This is a genomic window from Pseudomonas sp. KH_024_B2, assembly GCF_057839965.1.
In genome coordinates this window covers 4,556,487-4,572,149 of record NZ_CM174502.1, presented here as the reverse complement: position 1 = coordinate 4,572,149, position 15,663 = coordinate 4,556,487, and the positions used below count along the sequence as shown (strand labels likewise).

The following is a 15,663-nucleotide window of genomic DNA, read 5'->3' as shown; positions in this document are numbered from 1 at the left end:
ACCGCGAAGCGGGCCCAAAATCAGCTACCGCGTTTTATCAGGTATTTTGTGTCGGTTTCATTGCGACCGCTTCGCGCTCGAGCGGGAGCAAGCTCCCTCGCCACAGGTCATGTGTCCGGCGCCTGATTGCCTTAAGCCGACTTGTCCTACAGCTTCGCCATTTAAAGCACCCCTGCCTTCTTCCAGCTCAAATAACGCGTCACCAGCTCAGCGCCCAATTCACTGGGCCGGGCATCCAGCACTGGAACGCCATGGGCATTCAATCGCTCATGAAGCTCGGCCCGTGCATTCAAATAATCGACCGCGCCGCAGTAAGCCAGGGCCTGGGGCAAGGTTTGCACCGGAGCCTGGCGCACGCTGTCGAGTACTTCCTCGCGCAGGCTGGCGACCAATACCCGGTGTTGTCGGCTCATGCGTTTGACGGCTGTCAGTAACTCTTCGTCGTCTTCATCGCGCAGGTTGGTCAACAGCACTACCAGTGCCCGGCGCTTTTGCCGGGCTAACAGTAGACTGGCAGCGGCCTGGTAGTCGGCGGGGTGTTGGGTGCTGTCCAGATCGTAGACGGCGTTGAGCAGTACATTGAGTTGCCCCGGCCCTTTGACCGGGGCGAGGTAGCGTGGCTGCTCGCCGGCAAAGGTGCTCAGGCCAACCGCATCCCCTTGGCGCAGGGCTACGTAGCTGAGCAGCAGGCAGGCATTGAGCGCGTGGTCGAAGTGCGCCAGTTCACCATCCTGGCTGCGCATGCGCCGGCCGCAGTCGAGCATGAAGATGATTTGTTGGTCGCGTTCGTCCTGATACTCCCGGGCAATCGGGGTGCGTTGGCGGGCGGTGGCTTTCCAGTCGATCTGCCGCAGGCTGTCGCCTTCGCGGAACTCGCGCAACTGATGGAATTCCAGGCCCAGCCCGCGACGTGGACGCTGGCGTACGCCGAGCTGGCTGAGCCAGTTGTCCACGGCCAATAGCTGTGCGCCATATAGACGGGCGAAGTCCGGATAGACGCGGGTACTGTCGATGACGTGCAGGTAGCGCCGGGCAGTCCACAGGCCCATGGGGCTGGGCAGGTTTATTTCGCAACGATCGAAGCTGAAATGACCGCGCTTGAGCGGGCGCAGGCGATAGCCGAGCTGACTGTGCTGGCCAGGCTGCAGCTCGACCGATTGCGGCAGATTCTCGAAGCTCAGACCGTCTGGTACGTGGTCGAACAGTTGTACGTTCAGTGGTCGGTGGTAGTCGTGCTGGATATCCAGACGTACTTCGCCCCAGCGGCCCAGTGCCAGGCTGCCGGGCATTTGCCGTTGCAGGTGCGGCGAGGGCAGGCGTTTGAGTCTGAGCGCGTCGAGTGTCGCCAGAAACAGGAGTGCCAGCAGCAATCCCCAGTTGATGGACTGGACGATCTGCGCCACATTTATCCCGAGCGCTCTGAGTGAGCCCAGCACAATGCTCAGGGTCAGCAAGGCACCGAGCCAGGTCAGCAGCAGGCGGGAGGGTTTCATTGGCTGGGGTTTCTCATCATGAAATTACCCACCTGTTCTGAAGGCGCACGGATTGTGGCGAGGGAGCTTGCTCCCGCTGGACTGCGCAGCAGTCCCGAAACCTGCCACCGCGTTTTGTCAGGCATTGCGCATCAGCCCGATTACGACCGCTTCGCGCTCGAGCGGGAGCAAGCTCCCTCGCCACAGGGAAGCAGCCCATCCAGCTGGTGGCGTTCACAGCCGTGGCGCCGGGACTTGGTCGAGTAACTGCTTGAGCACCTGATCCACCTCCAGCCCTTCGATATCCAGCTCCGGCGCGATGCGCACGCGATGGCGCAGTACGGCCAGTGCGCAGCCTTTGATGTCATCCGGGATCACGAACTCACCGCCACGCAACAAGGCCCGGGCCCGTGCGCCGCGCACCAGGGCGATCGAGGCGCGAGGTCCGGCACCGAGGATCAGGCCGGGCCAGCTGCGGGTGGTGCGGGCCAGACGCACGGCGTAGTCGAGTACCTGTTCGTCCAGCGGCAAATCGCTGGCGATGCGTTGCAGGGCCAGTACGTCCTTGGCTTGCAGCACGGTGCGCAGCGGTTGCACGTCAAGCATGTCAGCCCTGGTCGAACGGCTGACCTGACGAACCATGTCCAATTCCTGATCGGCATCCGGGTAGTCCATGCGTACTTTGAGCATGAAGCGGTCGAGCTCGGCTTCGGGCAGCGGGTAAGTGCCTTCCTGTTCGATGGGGTTCTGCGTGGCGAGCACCATGAACGGCTGGCCGATCGGCAGGGCGCGACCTTCGAGGGTGACCTGGCGTTCCTGCATGGCTTCGAGCAGCGCCGCCTGGGTTTTTGCCGGGGCGCGGTTGATCTCGTCCGCCAGCAGCAGGTTGGTGAACAGCGGACCCTTGCGCAGCTTGAACTGCTCGGTTTGCATGTCGTACACCGCGTGACCGGTGACGTCGCTGGGCATCAGGTCCGGGGTGAACTGGATGCGCGCGAACTCACCGCCGAAGCAGCGGGCCAGAGCGCGGACCAACAAGGTCTTGCCCAGGCCCGGCACGCCTTCGAGCAGCACATGGCCGCCGGCAATCAATGCCGTGAGTACGTCATCGATTACCGCGTCCTGACCGATCACGGCTTTGCGCAGTTCATCGCGCAAGCCTTGAGCCAGTTGGCTGGCGCGCTGACGCTGTTGCACGGCGTGTGCCTGGGTGCTGACGGGCTCGATCTGGCCCGCATCCGTCGGTTGTTCAGTCATAAGGCGTTCCTGAGGGCTTGCAACCGGGCCACCTGACGGCTGAAGTCAGCGCTGGACAGCCGCTGTTTCGGACGTGGGCTGAGGGCCTGGCTGATTGCACGGGTGGGTTGGCGGGTCAGGCGCGCGAGCACCTGCCATTGCTCGGCAACGCCGAGTCGTTCAAAACCGGGATGGCGACGTCGGGCGCGGCGCAAGATGTCTTGCTGCAAGGCGTGCAGCAGACTGCTTTGACCGCTGCGTCGCAGCAGGAAATCAGCGCTGGCGCGCAGGTGTTCCTGGAGTTGTCGACGAGCCTTGGGGGCTGGCGATTGCACGGGGCCGTGGCGCATGGCGACGTGCCAGGTACCCAGCCCGGCCAAGGCCGCGAGCGCGATCAGGGCCTGGGGGAAATAACGTAGCAGCAAGGTCAGCAGGTCGTCGTGGTCGGTGTTGAAGAGCAGCGTCACAGCGGTGTCCGAATACAGATACCAGAGCAGCCAGGCATTGTCGTACTTGCCGATGTTCGGGGTTTTCCAGAGCTCGGCGTCGGTGACCACGGTGATCGAACCGAGGCCATAGTTCAGCTGCATCATATGGGTGCCCAAGGCACTGTTGGCCCAGGACTGGGCGAGGTTTTTCGGGTCTTCGAGATGAAAGTCGGTGTCGAAGCTGGCGTAGGCCGGCGCCTCTTCGTCTTCCAGATAGAGCTTGGTCAGCTTGGGATAGGGATCTTTAGCCGATTTTGGCACCGGGTCCTTGAGGTCTTTGCTCAGGAATTGGTGCAATTGCACGCGGTCGAGCAGCAGATCGCCACTTCTGCCCGTCTCCTCATCCCACAGCGCTTCGGCGACAAACAGCAAGCGCCCGCCGGCCCGAGCCCAGTTCAGTAGCTGTTCGGCCTGACGCGGGCTCATGTTCGCCCTTTCGCCCAGCAACAGCAGGCTTTGCTGGCGTGGCTCCAGAGTCGGCAGGATATCGAGGCTGTTGGCGTGGGTGACCCGCAAGCCTTGTTTGCGCAAGAAATGCTCGGCGGCCAGGTACGGATTGGCCTGGGCCTCGGGGGAGGGACCATGATCGAGCACTTCCTGATAGGGCTCGGCGTTCAGGTAGAGATAGGCGCCCAGTGCGATCAGCAAGCCGCTTATGAGCACGCCGATGAGTAATAGCAGGCGACGGTTCATCGTGGCGACTCCGCGTCGAACAGCTCACGCCAGCCATCGCAGAGTTCCTGTTGCAGATGCACCGGGGGCAGTCGATGACCGTAGGCCAGGTTCTGCCAGTGTTCGGTCAGGTTTTTGCTGAAGGCTTGTAGCGCCGGTTGTTGCAGGTGCTGGATGCGCTCCAGCACCTGGCCCTCGGTGTCGGCGGCTTTCAGGGGGACGTGAAAGTCATGCAGCAAGCGGCTGAGCAAGGCGCGATAGAGCAAACCAAGGGCTTCGCGGGGCTGGGTCTGCCAGAGGCTTTCGACGCTGGTGGCGACATCGGCGGGCAGGGTTTCGAGGCGCACGTCCAGACCGAATAATTGTTGGGGGGGCGGGCGAGGGATCTGGCTGTCCAGTACCGGACGGCGATCGACAAACGCCTGCCACCACTGGCGGTAACGCCAGACCAGCAGGGCAACGCCACCTATGACACTGGTCCAGAGCAGAATCTCGATGACCTTGGCCAGAGTGCCAAAGCTGCGGCTATCGAACATTGCGAACAGCGCTTTCAACCATCCGGGTGTTTTTGCGTCGCTGGCAGGTGATGGCTGGTCTTCGCCGAATCGATAGCGGGTGACAGTTTCCGGATTCTTGAACGGCGGCTTTTCGAGAATGGCTTTGATGTTGTCCCTGGAGGCCTGGCTGGTCAGCGGTTGTTCGAGCAAGCGCGGGCTGTCCGGCGCGATCGGCGATTCGCCAGCCCATGCCGGCTGCGCGATGGGCACCAGCATCAGAGCGGCCAGCATCAAGGTGACGGCAACACTGCTCAGGCGTTGACGCAGGCGACGGAAGATCAGTTCGATGTCCCAGGCTTCGAGCACAGTGCGTCGGTTGAGGTACAGGCTGAAGCCGCATGCAACATAGATGGGTTCCCAGACGATCAGCACCAACACGTAAAAGGCATTGATCAGATGTTCCAGCCACAGCCAGTCCTGGCCGGCCGCGGCGATCAATGTCTGCCAGCTCCAGTCGAGCGCGATCTGTCGCGGCAGGAGCAGATAGAACAGCACCATCAGCCCCATCCACCAGGCTATCTCCAGATGGGCGCCGATCAGCGTCAGCCAACGTGCCGCGCCAGCATTGCGTTGTTGCAATACCAGCAAGCGTTGCTGCCGCGCCTGACCGTCCAGCCCCTCCAGTTGCACGACGGGCATGACGAAACTGCGGCTCAGGCTCAAGCGACGCCAGGTCAGGCTGGCCAGCAGTTGCGGCTTGAGCAGGCGTGGCCACTGGCGTAGCGCCTGCGTAAGATTTGGGGTTTCACCGAACAAGGCTTTGGAAAGGATATACAGCGGCAAGCGCTCGAACGCCGGTTTCAACCACCAGAACAGCAGCAAGGCGACATTGGGTGAGTCCCATAGCAACAGGCTGAGCAGGGCGAAGATCGGCAGGGTGACGATTGCCCAACTGGTGATCAACAGGCGTCGATGCTGCTGGCTCAACAATACGCCCAAGTCCATGGCTTCCCAGGTTATACGCGGGCGGATGACCACACTGGCATCACTCAGGCGCATGGGGCGTACGTCCGGCAAACATCAGGTAAATGGCCACCAGCAACCAAAGAACGGCGCCCACCAGGTATTTGATCAGTGGCGTGGGCCAGGTCATGGAGGACCAATAGGCTTCGATAAAGGCAGCAATCACCAGAAACAGCATGACTCCGCAAATCAACTGCACGCTCTTGCGCGCTGCCAGCCGAAGGGCTTCACCACGGGGCAGTCGTCCTGGTGCGATCAATGCCCAGCCCAGTTGCAAGCCTGCTGCACCGGCCAGGGCAATGGCGCTGAGTTCGAAGGCGCCATGGCCGATGACGAATGACCAGAAGGTTTCCCCATAGCCAATGTGCGTCAGGTGGCCGGCGATCGCGCCGATCATCAGGCCGTTGACGATCAGAAAAAACACACTACCCAGGCCAAACAGCAAACCACCGGCAAAAGTCTGAAAGGCGATGCCGATGTTATGCATGATGTAGTAACCGAACATCACCCAATCTTCACTGGACGCTCGCTCGGCCGTGCGCCCCAGGTGACTGCCGGCGGGGTCGTACATACGTTGCATCTCGGCCACCTGCTCGGTAGAGACCACGCTGTAGATCAATTCCGGGAACAGATAGACCAGAATGCCGATGCCGAACAGGCAGCCGAAAAACAACAGGCCGGCAACCAGGACAAAACCCCATTGCTCGCGGACCAGCCGTGGGAAACCGGCGAGGATGAAACTCAGTGCATTGGCGCCCAGCTGGCTGCGGTGACGGTAGAGCTGTTGATGACCGCGTAATGCGAGTTGCTGCAGCGGGTCGATCAGGAAGCTGCTGTAGCCGCGTTCCTGGGCCAGGGCCAGATGCTGACACAGGCGTCGGTAGTCCTTGGGGAAACTGACGCAGTCATCGGTTTGCGCCTTACTGCTTTCCAGCTGTTCCAGGCGTTGGGCAAATTGCTCCCACTCGGGTTGATGGCGGCTTTCGAAAAGGCTTTGTTTCATGTTGGCCCCAACAAACCGCGCGCGATGCCGTTGAGTTCGGCGACGGCGCAAGGGGGTGATACATGCAGCGGTTGGGCGAGGATGGCCGCCAGTTCGTTGACTCGCTCATCGGAGAGTTCGCTCTGGCGTTCGGCAAAGCTCAATACAGCGCGTTGTTCAATCAGGTTGAGGACAAAGGGTGACCGTAGCGGTTGCGCGAGGGGGAGTTGCGGGCGGCTCACTGGCTGTTCGCGGTAGATCACCAGCGTGCCGGCTGCCAGGTCACCGAGACGCTTGAAGGTGGGATGTTGCAGGCAACTGACGGCCCCGAGGAAATACCCGAAGGGCAGCATATCGACAACACGCAGCAGGTTTCGGGTCAGCGAGGCGGCCCAGCCAATGGGCGTGCCGTCGTCATGGACTACCCGCAATCCCATCAGCTGTTTGCCCGGCGAACAACCCTGATTGAGCGCTTCGAACAGCACCATGTACCACCAGCTGATGACAAACAACAGGATCGAGCCCAGCCCTGCACCCAATTTTCCCAGAAACCCCAAGGCAATGAACAGCAGGCCGAGAATCAGCCCGCGAATCCCGAGGTCGATGGCGAAGGCCAGCGCCCGGGGCATCAGCCCGGCCGGACGCAGTGGCAGATCGATGCCTTCCGGCGTCTCGACCTGATACCGAGTGTCCAGTGGTGGATGCGGCGGGGCTTTCCCTGGCAGTGCTGAAGTCTGGAGCATGGGCTACTTGGTTGGTGGCCTGGTTGAAAGTTAATACTCGTTCGATGCTAGCAGTGTCGGGGGGACAAACGACATCACTATATGTATGACAAAGGATGCGGCAGAAATGATTGAATGCAGACATCGCTGGTCGGGGCCGTCTGCGAACGCCTAGACTTTGCCGGTCTTTAGATCAGGAATAGCCCGTGACCTCCATCTTCTGGTACGACTATGAAACCACCGGCATCAATCCGCGCTGCGACCGTCCGCTGCAAGTGGCCGGGATCCGCACCGATGCGCAGCTCAATGAAATAGGCGATCCGGTCAATCTCTACTGCCAGCCGAGCGACGATATCCTGCCGCACCCGGCCGCCAGCATGATCACCGGCATTACCCCGAGCCGCCTGGCTGAGCAGGGCCTGAGTGAAGCCGATTTCATGACCCGGGTTCACACGCAACTGGCGACCCCCGGGACCTGTGGCGCCGGCTACAACACCTTGCGCTTCGACGATGAAATGACCCGTTACAGCCTGTATCGGAATTTTTTCGACCCTTATGCCCGCGAGTGGCAGGGCGGTAACAGTCGTTGGGATCTGATCGATGTGGTTCGCGCCGCCTATGCGTTGCGCCCGCAAGGCATTGTCTGGCCCCAAGAGGACGGCCGCGTCACCCTGAAACTCGAGCGCCTGACCGCTGCCAACGGCATCGATCATGGCCAGGCTCACGATGCATTGTCCGATGTGCGGGCGACAATCGCCCTGGCGCGGTTGATCCGCGACAAGCAGCCCAAGCTGTATGACTGGCTGTTCCAGCTGCGTAGCAAGCAAAAGGTCATGGACCAGATAAAGTTGTTGCAGCCGATGGTGCATATCTCGGGGCGGTTTTCCGCGGCACGGCATTACGTCGGCGTGGTGCTGCCGCTGGCCTGGCATCCGCGTAATCGTAATGCCTTGATCGTTTGCGACCTGCATCTTGATCCGCAAGATTTACTGGATCAGGACGCCGAAACCTTGCGTCAGCGTCTGTATACCCGTCGCGATGATCTGGCAGAAGGCGAATTGCCGACTCCGCTCAAGCTGATTCACATCAATCGCTGTCCGGTAGTAGCACCGTTGTCCGTATTGCGCGCCGAAGATCAGCAACGTCTGCAATTGGACATGACGCACTATCAGACCAGAGCACGGCGGCTTAGTGACACACAAGAAGTTTGGCGAGATAAAGTCCAGGCCATTTATGCCCGTGAGGAATTTGTCCCCTGTCTGGACCCTGAGCAACAGTTATACGATGGTTTTGTGGGGGACCGGGACCGGCGTTTATGTGAGCAAGTCAGGACTGCCGACCCTGCTCAGTTAGCGCAACAACAATGGCCGTTCGATGATGAGCGTTTGCCGGAATTATTATTCCGCTACCGCGCTCGCAACTTTCCAGACACCCTGAATGATGAGGAGCGAGCACGCTGGCGCTTATTCTGTCAGAAACGTTTGTCAGCACCTGAGTGGGGCGCTCCGAATACCTTACAGGCGTTTAATCAAGCGGCCGTCGAATGTTCGGCAAGTGCTACATCGGTTCAGCGTCAGGTGCTCAATGAATGGAGCGATTATGCCCAGTCGTTACGCAGCCGTTTGAACCTTTGAAATCAGTGAGTTCTATTAGCTGAATCGCAGGCATAAAAAAACGCCAGCTGGCTGGCGTTTTTTTACGGTCGCAAAGCAGTCTGCGACGGGTGTTTCACTTAGCCCAGCAGGGTAGCCCAGCCTTCAACCACGTCACCGCCCCACTTGGCTTTCCACTCTTTCAGAGTCTTGTGGTTGCCACCTTTGGTTTCAATGACTTCGCCATTGTGCGGGTTTTTGTATTGTTTAACCTTGCGAGCACGTTTGGTGCCGGTAGTTTTCACAGCGCCACGTGGAGCTTTGCTGGTTTTGGATTCTGGATCCAGCAGTGCAATGATGTCGCGCAGGGATTTGGAGTATTCGCCCATCAGGGTGCGCAGTTTGCCTTCGAATTCCAGCTCGGTTTGCAGTTTGTCGTCTTGGGACAGGCTCTTCAAACGGGCTTGCAGCTCTTTGATAGCTTCTTCGGTGGCGCGGTATTCGTTGATCAAGGACATGGAGACTACCTTATGTGGGGCGCTGGATGCAGGGTTACAGTACCGTAATAATAGGCCAGACAGTTTCAGCAAGTAAACATTTAAGCAGACTTTTATTTAATTTAATTAAAGTGGTTAGCGAAAAAATTCGAGTTTCAGTTAAATACTGTGAGGGTGTCCTCACAGATGTTCGCAATAGAGGCCTCGCGAAATTTCAGGAAAAGCCCTCGCGGGTTTTGAACTCGGCAAACGGGTGGCGCAACGGCAGTCGGCGTCTCCATCAAACAAAGCATCAGGAATACTGCAGTTTTGCCGCGCAATGGCTAGAATGGCCGCCTTTGCGAAGTTCTGGAGTTCCCCCCATGCGCACTTTTCGGCTGGTGATTGCTTGCCCGGACCGCGTCGGCATCGTTGCTAAAGTCAGTAACTTTCTGGCGTCCCATAACGGCTGGATCACCGAAGCGAGCCATCACTCGGACAATCTCAGTGGCTGGTTCTTCATGCGTCACGAGATTCGTGCCGATACGCTGCCCTTTGGGCTTGAGGCTTTTCGCGAGGCGTTTGCGCCGATTGCCGAAGAGTTTTCCATGGACTGGCGCATCACGGACACCGAGCAGAAAAAGCGTGTGGTGCTGATGGCCAGCCGCGAGTCCCATTGCCTGGCCGATTTGCTGCACCGTTGGCACAGCGACGAGCTGGACTGCGAAATTTCCTGCGTTATTTCCAACCACAACGACCTGCGTAGCATGGTCGAGTGGCACGGCATTCCTTATTTCCATGTGCCGGTGAATCCGCAGGATAAAGAGCCGGCCTTTGCCGAGGTCTCGCGCCTGGTCAAACAGCATGACGCGGAAGTCGTGGTACTTGCCCGTTACATGCAGATACTGCCGCCTGAGTTGTGCCGTGAATATGCTCACAAGGTCATCAATATTCACCACAGCTTTCTGCCGTCCTTTGTCGGTGCCAAACCGTATCACCAGGCTTCCATGCGCGGCGTGAAGCTGATTGGCGCAACTTGCCACTATGTGACCGAAGAACTGGATGCCGGCCCGATCATCGAGCAGGACGTGGTGCGTGTCAGCCACAGCGACAGCATCGAAGACATGGTGCGTTTTGGCCGTGACGTCGAGAAGATGGTGCTGGCCCGCGGCCTGCGTTACCACCTGGAAGACCGGGTGCTGGTGCACGGCAACAAAACCGTGGTGTTCTGATGATCGTGATGATCGTGATGATCGTTCCCACGCTCCTGCGTGGGAACGCCGCCCTGGACGCTCCGCGTCCGCTTTGGATGTGACGCGGAGCGTCACAGGATGCATTCCCACGCAGAGCGTGGGAACGATCCGGACTCACTGTATAGAGGACATGAACATGGCCGATCCACTGGACAAGGCAACGTCCAAAGCTCCGGCAACACTGGGCGAGGGCTGCCTGAGCCGCTATGACCCGGATGACCTGACGTCCGAAGACGGTACGGAGTTTCCCGGCGCAGCCCAATTGTGGGAGCAATTACAGGAAGAACTCACGCCTAAGCCTGTTTGAGTTTCATCAGCTTGTGCAACAACGGTCGTCCGACCATCAGCAAGAACACCGGCCCACCTGCCAGCAAGTAAAAGTAGTAGGTCACGGCTCGCCAGATCAGAATCGCTGCCGCCGCAGTCGACTTTCCTACCAGCGGCGCCAACAGCGCGGCCGAGGTGAGCTCAGCCGCGCCTGCGCCGCCGGGGAGCAGGCTGAACTGCCCGGCGCTCAGTGAAAGCATCTGGATCAGAAAACTCCAGGCCCACTGCAAGTCGACGCCCAAACCACGCAGGGCCAGATACAGCACACTGTATCGTAAGGCCCAATGCAGGCAGGTCAGGGCAAACACACTGGCCAGTGTTTGCCACGGCAACTTGAGGGTGGCGGTGAAGGCTGCCAGGAAGAGCAGCAGCTTGCGCGCCCAGCGTCGCCGGGTGTAAGCCCTGACGTTCAGGCGTTTGAGCAGTCGGGCACTGAGGCGAATCAGCCAGCGGTGGTAGCGCGCCAGGATCAGGCAGCTGCAGAGCCCGCCAAACATCGAGATGGCGCTGAGGGTCAGCATCCATTCGAGGTTGCGACTCAGATGCTGGAACAGCGCGTAAATCAGAATCCCGATCAATGCACAGAGAAAGAACAGCAAGTCACTCAACTGGTCCATGGCAAACACGGCACTGCCATGGGCCGGGCGTACGCCGTTGCGTGCCAGCAGTGCCATTAACGTCAGCGGGCCGCCACTGCCGCCGGGCGTCGCGCACATGGCGAACTCGGTGGACATCACTACCCCGATGCTTTTCAGGCGTCCGAGCTGACCGCGCTGCTCTCCCAGCAACAGACGCAGGCGAAATGAGTTCAGCACCCAGCACAGCACAATCATTCCCAGCATCGCCAGCAACAGGGCGAGCGGAAAACGCTGCACGCGCAGCCACATATCGCTGCCGCCCAGCAGCAGGGGAACCAGCACGGCCAACGACAAGGCGACGACCAGCCAGAGGAACTTGATCATGCGGCGCACCTGAGCGTGGTTTGAGCTGCCAGCCAGTTGGCCTTGGTCATCGGCACGCGGCCATCGGCCAGCAACCGCTTGAGGGTCTGCAGCCAGTAGTTGCGGGAAATCCCATGGCGCATGTCCTCCGGGTGCAAGCCAAGGCGAATCACCGGTGCTTGCCGCCAACGTTGTTCGCGTTGATCGTTGAGTATCTTCGACAGACCACGGCGCCAGGCACTGCGCGAACTCCAGACCAGTCCCGGCGCATCGACCGGGGTGAAATCCGGCAGGCGGTAGAGATGCTGTGGGTCACTGGTGTAGTGCAACGGCAGTTGACGCAACGCTTGACGCGTCCCCGGGCTCATCAGCCAGGCCGGAGCGACGAACCCTTCCAGCGGCCAGTCGTAGCGCCGAAACAGTTCGATCCCGGCGTGCAGGCGGGCGAGGGCGGCGCTTTGCGACAATCCATAGAACTCGCCCTCACGGGTGTAAATCCTGCGCATGAACCAGTCCCGTGGACTTTCCGGAGCCGGGCTGTCGTCGCAATGAAAATAGCCGTGCAGCGCCAGTTCATCGCCCCGGGCTATGCGGCTGGTCAGCAGACGACGAAAATCCGCATGGGCGTCCAGCGCGTTGTGCTTGTGGTAGTCGGGCACTACCAGCCAGGTCATCGGGACGTTGCCCAGCGCATCGACGGCTTCGACAAACGGTTGATAGTCCGCCCAGGTTTGCGGAGCGACGTCATGCAGGACCAACAACACGCTGGGCTTGCTCATGGCCTCAACCATGGGCCCGCAGCGGTGGCTGGCTGCCAAGCACGGCGTGATAGTGTCCTAGCAGGCTGCTGACCACTGCGTCCCAGGAGTAATGCTGCTCGGCATGGAGTCTCGCCTGCCGACCCAGTGCGACGCTGCCTTGAGCGAACAGTTCGCGCACGGCATTGGCCATCGCCAGCGGGTTGCCCGGGGTGCAGAGCAGGCCGCAGGCTGGTGTGACGATTTCCTTGAATGCACCGGCCGCTACTGCAACCACCGGAATACCGCTGGCCATGGCTTCGAGGATCACCAGACCGAAGGTTTCCTGATCGCCGGCGTGGAGCAGCGCGTCAGAGCTGGCCAACAACCGGGCAACCTGAGGGGCGGAGCAGAACTCATTGATCACCGTGACATTGTTCGGCACCACGGCCGGCATGAAGGAGCCGACCAGCAACAGGTGATAGCGCTCGCCAAGGTGTTTCATGCAATTGAGCAACACCGGCAGGTTCTTTTCCTTGGAGCCACGCCCGGCGAAGATCAATAGCCGGGTGTCTTCGGTAATGCCCAGTTCAGCGCGCAAACCCGGGTCTCGGGCGTTCGGATTGAAGGTTTGCAGGTCCACGCCCAAGGGTTGCACGTAGACGTTTTTCACTCCCAGCCCCATCAGCTTGTCAGCCATGACCTGGCTGGGCGCCAATACCCGATCGAAATTGCCATATAGCTTGCTGACATAGGCTTCGGCATTCGGCGTGAACCAACTGCCCATGCGGTTGCTCACCAGCAGTGGCAGGTCCGAGTGATAAAAACCGATGACTGGCACGTCCAGTTGGCGACGAGCGTCGAGGGCCGCCCAAGCGGTGAGGTAAGGATCGCCGACTTCAATCAAATCGGGTTGCAAATCGCGCAAGACATTGCGCCATGGGGCCAGACGCCAAGGGAAGCGGTAGCCTTTGCCGAAGGGCAGGGCGGGAGCGGGGACTGTGTAAACACCGTCTTGCTCACTCAGATGCGCCCCGGGAATCAGCAAGCTGTGTCGGATGCCTGGATGACGCCCCAGGCGACGGTGTTTGGCATCCAGATAAGTGCGCACGCCACCGCTGGCAGGGGCGTAGAACATGGTTATGTCAGCGATATGCACGATGAACATTCCTCCTATCCGGTGTTTCCCTTTAGGGTTGACCTTTATGAAGGATAGATGTTCGGTACGGGATTTGCGGAAGGTGTCAGAAGAGGTTTAGCGCCTGTTTAGACGCCTTCGCGGGCAAGCCCGCTCCCACAGGTTCAATGCAATCCCTGTGGGAGCGGCGGTGCGGCGATCCGACTTGCCCGCGAAGAGGCCGGATGGGCCAACGCTAGATGCGGAAACTGCCCACCAGTTGTTTCAGGCGTGAGGCCTGTTGCTCCAGGTCGGAACAGGCGCGCAGGGTCGACTGCAGGTTCTCCACGCCTTCCTGGTTGAGGGTATTGATTTCGCTGATATCCACGTTGATCGACTCGACCACGGCTGTTTGCTCTTCGGTGGCGGTGGCCACCGACTGGTTCATGCCATCGATCTCACCAATGCGCTGGGTCACGCTGTTCAGGCGCTCACCGGCGAGGTTGGCGATTTCCACGCTGTCCTGGCTATGGCGCTGGCTTTCGCCCATGGTGCTGACCGACTCCCGGGCACCGACTTGCAGCTCTTCGATCATGGTCTGCACCTGTTGCGCAGACTCCTGAGTGCGATGCGCCAGGTTGCGCACTTCATCGGCGACCACCGCGAAACCGCGTCCGGCTTCACCGGCCCGCGCCGCTTCGATGGCTGCGTTAAGCGCCAGCAGGTTGGTCTGTTGGGAGATGCTGGTGATGACTTCGAGAATCTGCCCGATGTTCACCGTTTTGCTATTGAGCGACTCGATGTTGGTGCTCGAAGTGCTCAGCATGGTGGACAGCTGGTTCATCGCCTTGATGCTTCGGTCGACCACGTGTTGACCGTCTTCGGCCAGGTTTCGCGCGTCGCTGGAATGCTGCGAGGCAAGGGCGGCGTTCTGGGCGATTTCCTGGGCGGCGGCACCGAGCTGGTTGATCGCCGCGGCAACGCTACTGGTACGCGAAGCCTGCTGGTCGGAGTTGAACATCGACGAGTTGGAAGCGCTGACCACCCGCAAGGCCACTTCGTTGACGTGCTCGGTGGCCGAGGAAACTTCGCGAATCGAAGTATGAATCCGCTCGACGAAGCGGTTGAAAGCGGTGCCGAGAATGCCGAATTCGTCCTGAGTCTGGATGGTCAGGCGCTTGGTGAGGTCTCCCTCACCGTCGGCAATGTCCTGCATCGCACGGGTCATGACATGCAGGGGCTGGAGCAGGATGCGAATCAGCATGCCGAGCAGGGCAATGATGATGACCACGGCAATAATCGTGGCAACGATCGTCGATGCACGGAAATTGCTGAGCTTCGCGAAAGCTTTGTCCTTGTCGACGGACAGGCCGATGTACCAGTTGACCGAGGACAGGCCCTTGATCTGGGTGAAGGTGACGATGCGGGTTTTACCATCGACCTCAATTTCGCTGAGGTCTTTGCCCAGGCGCGGAGTGTTCTGCGGGTAGACGTCTTTGAGCGTCTTCATCACCAGTGCCTTGTCCGGGTGCACGAGGATTTTACCGTCGGCACTGACCAGAAAGGCATATCCCATGCCGCCGAAGTCCAGCGCGTTGATGCTATCGGCAATCACCTGCAAGCTCAGGTCACCGCCAACCACACCGACGTTCTGACCGCCCTTGAGCACGCTGTTGACGATGGAAATCACCAATTGGCCGGAAGCCAGATCGATGTAAGGTTCGGTCAACGCCGAGCCGCTGCTGCTCTCTGCACTCTTGTACCAAGGGCGCGCGCGCGGATCGTAGCCGTCCGGCATTTTGCTGTCCGGGCGAATGAGGAAGCTGCCGTCCTTATTCCCTAGATAGGCGCCCATGAAGCTGGACGTTACTGCCTTCTGTTCCAGCAGAGTGGCGACGTTACCCATGTCCGGGTTGAGCGCAACGGACTGTGAAAGATTTTCTATCAGCAAGCTGCGGCCGGCGAGCCAGGTCTGGATATTCTTCGCCGTGACGGTGCCCATTTCCTGCAGGTAATTGTCCAGGTCCTGGCGAATCGCATTACGCTGCAAATAGTCGTTGTACAGCGTGAAGGAGGCGAAGGCGGCAATAACGATCAGGGCGGCGGCAAGCAGGATTTTATGGCTGAA

At 59.9% G+C, this 15,663-nt stretch carries 14 protein-coding genes and 1 pseudogene; 3 read left to right on the top strand and 12 right to left on the bottom strand.

Translation table 11 applies throughout. From position 1 onward, the window contains the following. Positions 1-161: 161 nt before the first annotated feature. The 6 genes from AC3I0A_RS21380 to AC3I0A_RS21355 all read right to left on the bottom strand — a co-directional run bounded on the left by AC3I0A_RS21380 (position 162) and on the right by AC3I0A_RS21355 (position 7,113). Positions 162-1,493, bottom strand: coding sequence for a DUF58 domain-containing protein (locus AC3I0A_RS21380; protein WP_489374428.1), 1,332 nt, complete (start codon positions 1,491-1,493; stop codon positions 162-164). Positions 1,494-1,706: 213 nt separating this feature from the next. Then, positions 1,707-2,729, bottom strand: a complete 1,023-nt coding sequence (locus AC3I0A_RS21375) for an AAA family ATPase (protein WP_489374426.1) — start codon at positions 2,727-2,729, stop codon at positions 1,707-1,709. Continuing rightward, positions 2,726-3,889, bottom strand: a complete 1,164-nt coding sequence (locus AC3I0A_RS21370; protein ID WP_489374424.1) for a DUF4350 domain-containing protein — start codon at positions 3,887-3,889, stop codon at positions 2,726-2,728. Before AC3I0A_RS21370 ends, AC3I0A_RS21375 begins: the two co-directional genes overlap by 4 nt. Continuing rightward, a complete protein-coding gene (locus AC3I0A_RS21365; RefSeq protein WP_489374422.1) occupies positions 3,886-5,424 on the bottom strand; it encodes a DUF4129 domain-containing protein in 1,539 nt (512 codons plus the stop codon). The genes AC3I0A_RS21370 and AC3I0A_RS21365 overlap by 4 nt, the downstream gene beginning before the upstream one ends. Continuing rightward, on the bottom strand, positions 5,411-6,391 hold the full coding sequence (locus tag AC3I0A_RS21360) for a stage II sporulation protein M (protein ID WP_489374421.1): 981 nt from the start codon (positions 6,389-6,391) through the stop codon (positions 5,411-5,413). The genes AC3I0A_RS21365 and AC3I0A_RS21360 overlap by 14 nt, the downstream gene beginning before the upstream one ends. Then, entirely contained in the window at positions 6,388-7,113 is a 726-nt protein-coding gene (locus AC3I0A_RS21355; protein WP_489374419.1) for an RDD family protein, read from the bottom strand. Before AC3I0A_RS21355 ends, AC3I0A_RS21360 begins: the two co-directional genes overlap by 4 nt. 185 nt (positions 7,114-7,298) lie before the next feature. On the opposite strand from AC3I0A_RS21355, the gene sbcB reads away from it, so the two are divergent. Beyond that, positions 7,299-8,726, top strand: a complete 1,428-nt coding sequence (sbcB, locus tag AC3I0A_RS21350; RefSeq protein ID WP_489374417.1) for an exodeoxyribonuclease I — start codon at positions 7,299-7,301, stop codon at positions 8,724-8,726. A 98-nt stretch (positions 8,727-8,824) separates the two neighbouring features. Here the strand turns inward: sbcB and mvaT are convergent, their stop codons facing one another. Then, positions 8,825-9,202, bottom strand: coding sequence for a histone-like nucleoid-structuring protein MvaT (gene mvaT / locus AC3I0A_RS21345; RefSeq protein ID WP_489374415.1), 378 nt, complete (start codon positions 9,200-9,202; stop codon positions 8,825-8,827). 341 nt (positions 9,203-9,543) lie between these two features. Here mvaT and purU point away from each other — a divergent pair, with 341 nt between their 5' ends. Further along, positions 9,544-10,392 (top strand): formyltetrahydrofolate deformylase, encoded by an 849-nt coding sequence (purU, locus tag AC3I0A_RS21340; protein ID WP_489374414.1) that lies wholly within the window; start codon positions 9,544-9,546, stop codon positions 10,390-10,392. Between the two features lie 157 nt (positions 10,393-10,549). After that, entirely contained in the window at positions 10,550-10,720 is a 171-nt protein-coding gene (locus AC3I0A_RS21335; RefSeq protein ID WP_489374412.1) for a hypothetical protein, read from the top strand. Here AC3I0A_RS21335 and gpgF read toward each other — a convergent pair. From gpgF to AC3I0A_RS21310, 5 genes and pseudogenes are all read right to left on the bottom strand, one after another. Continuing rightward, the gene (gpgF, locus tag AC3I0A_RS21330) at positions 10,707-11,702 is read right to left on the bottom strand and encodes a glucosaminyl phosphatidylglycerol flippase (protein WP_489374410.1); all 996 of its coding nucleotides are present in this window, start codon (positions 11,700-11,702) and stop codon (positions 10,707-10,709) included. The two genes, AC3I0A_RS21335 and gpgF, sit on opposite strands and share 14 nt — an antisense overlap. Continuing rightward, positions 11,699-12,472 (bottom strand): N-acetylglucosaminyl phosphatidylglycerol deacetylase, encoded by a 774-nt coding sequence (gene gpgD, locus AC3I0A_RS21325; RefSeq protein WP_489374409.1) that lies wholly within the window; start codon positions 12,470-12,472, stop codon positions 11,699-11,701. The genes gpgF and gpgD overlap by 4 nt, the downstream gene beginning before the upstream one ends. Further along, positions 12,465-13,586, bottom strand: coding sequence for an N-acetylglucosaminyl phosphatidylglycerol synthase (gene gpgS, locus AC3I0A_RS21320; RefSeq protein ID WP_489374407.1), 1,122 nt, complete (start codon positions 13,584-13,586; stop codon positions 12,465-12,467). Before gpgS ends, gpgD begins: the two co-directional genes overlap by 8 nt. Positions 13,587-13,791: 205 nt before the next feature. Further along, a complete protein-coding gene (locus tag AC3I0A_RS21315; RefSeq protein WP_489378570.1) occupies positions 13,792-14,556 on the bottom strand; it encodes a methyl-accepting chemotaxis protein in 765 nt (254 codons plus the stop codon). 141 nt (positions 14,557-14,697) lie between these two features. Beyond that, a pseudogene (locus tag AC3I0A_RS21310) lies at positions 14,698-15,537 on the bottom strand (HAMP domain-containing protein); the annotation flags it as partial. Positions 15,538-15,663: the final 126 nt, after the last annotated feature.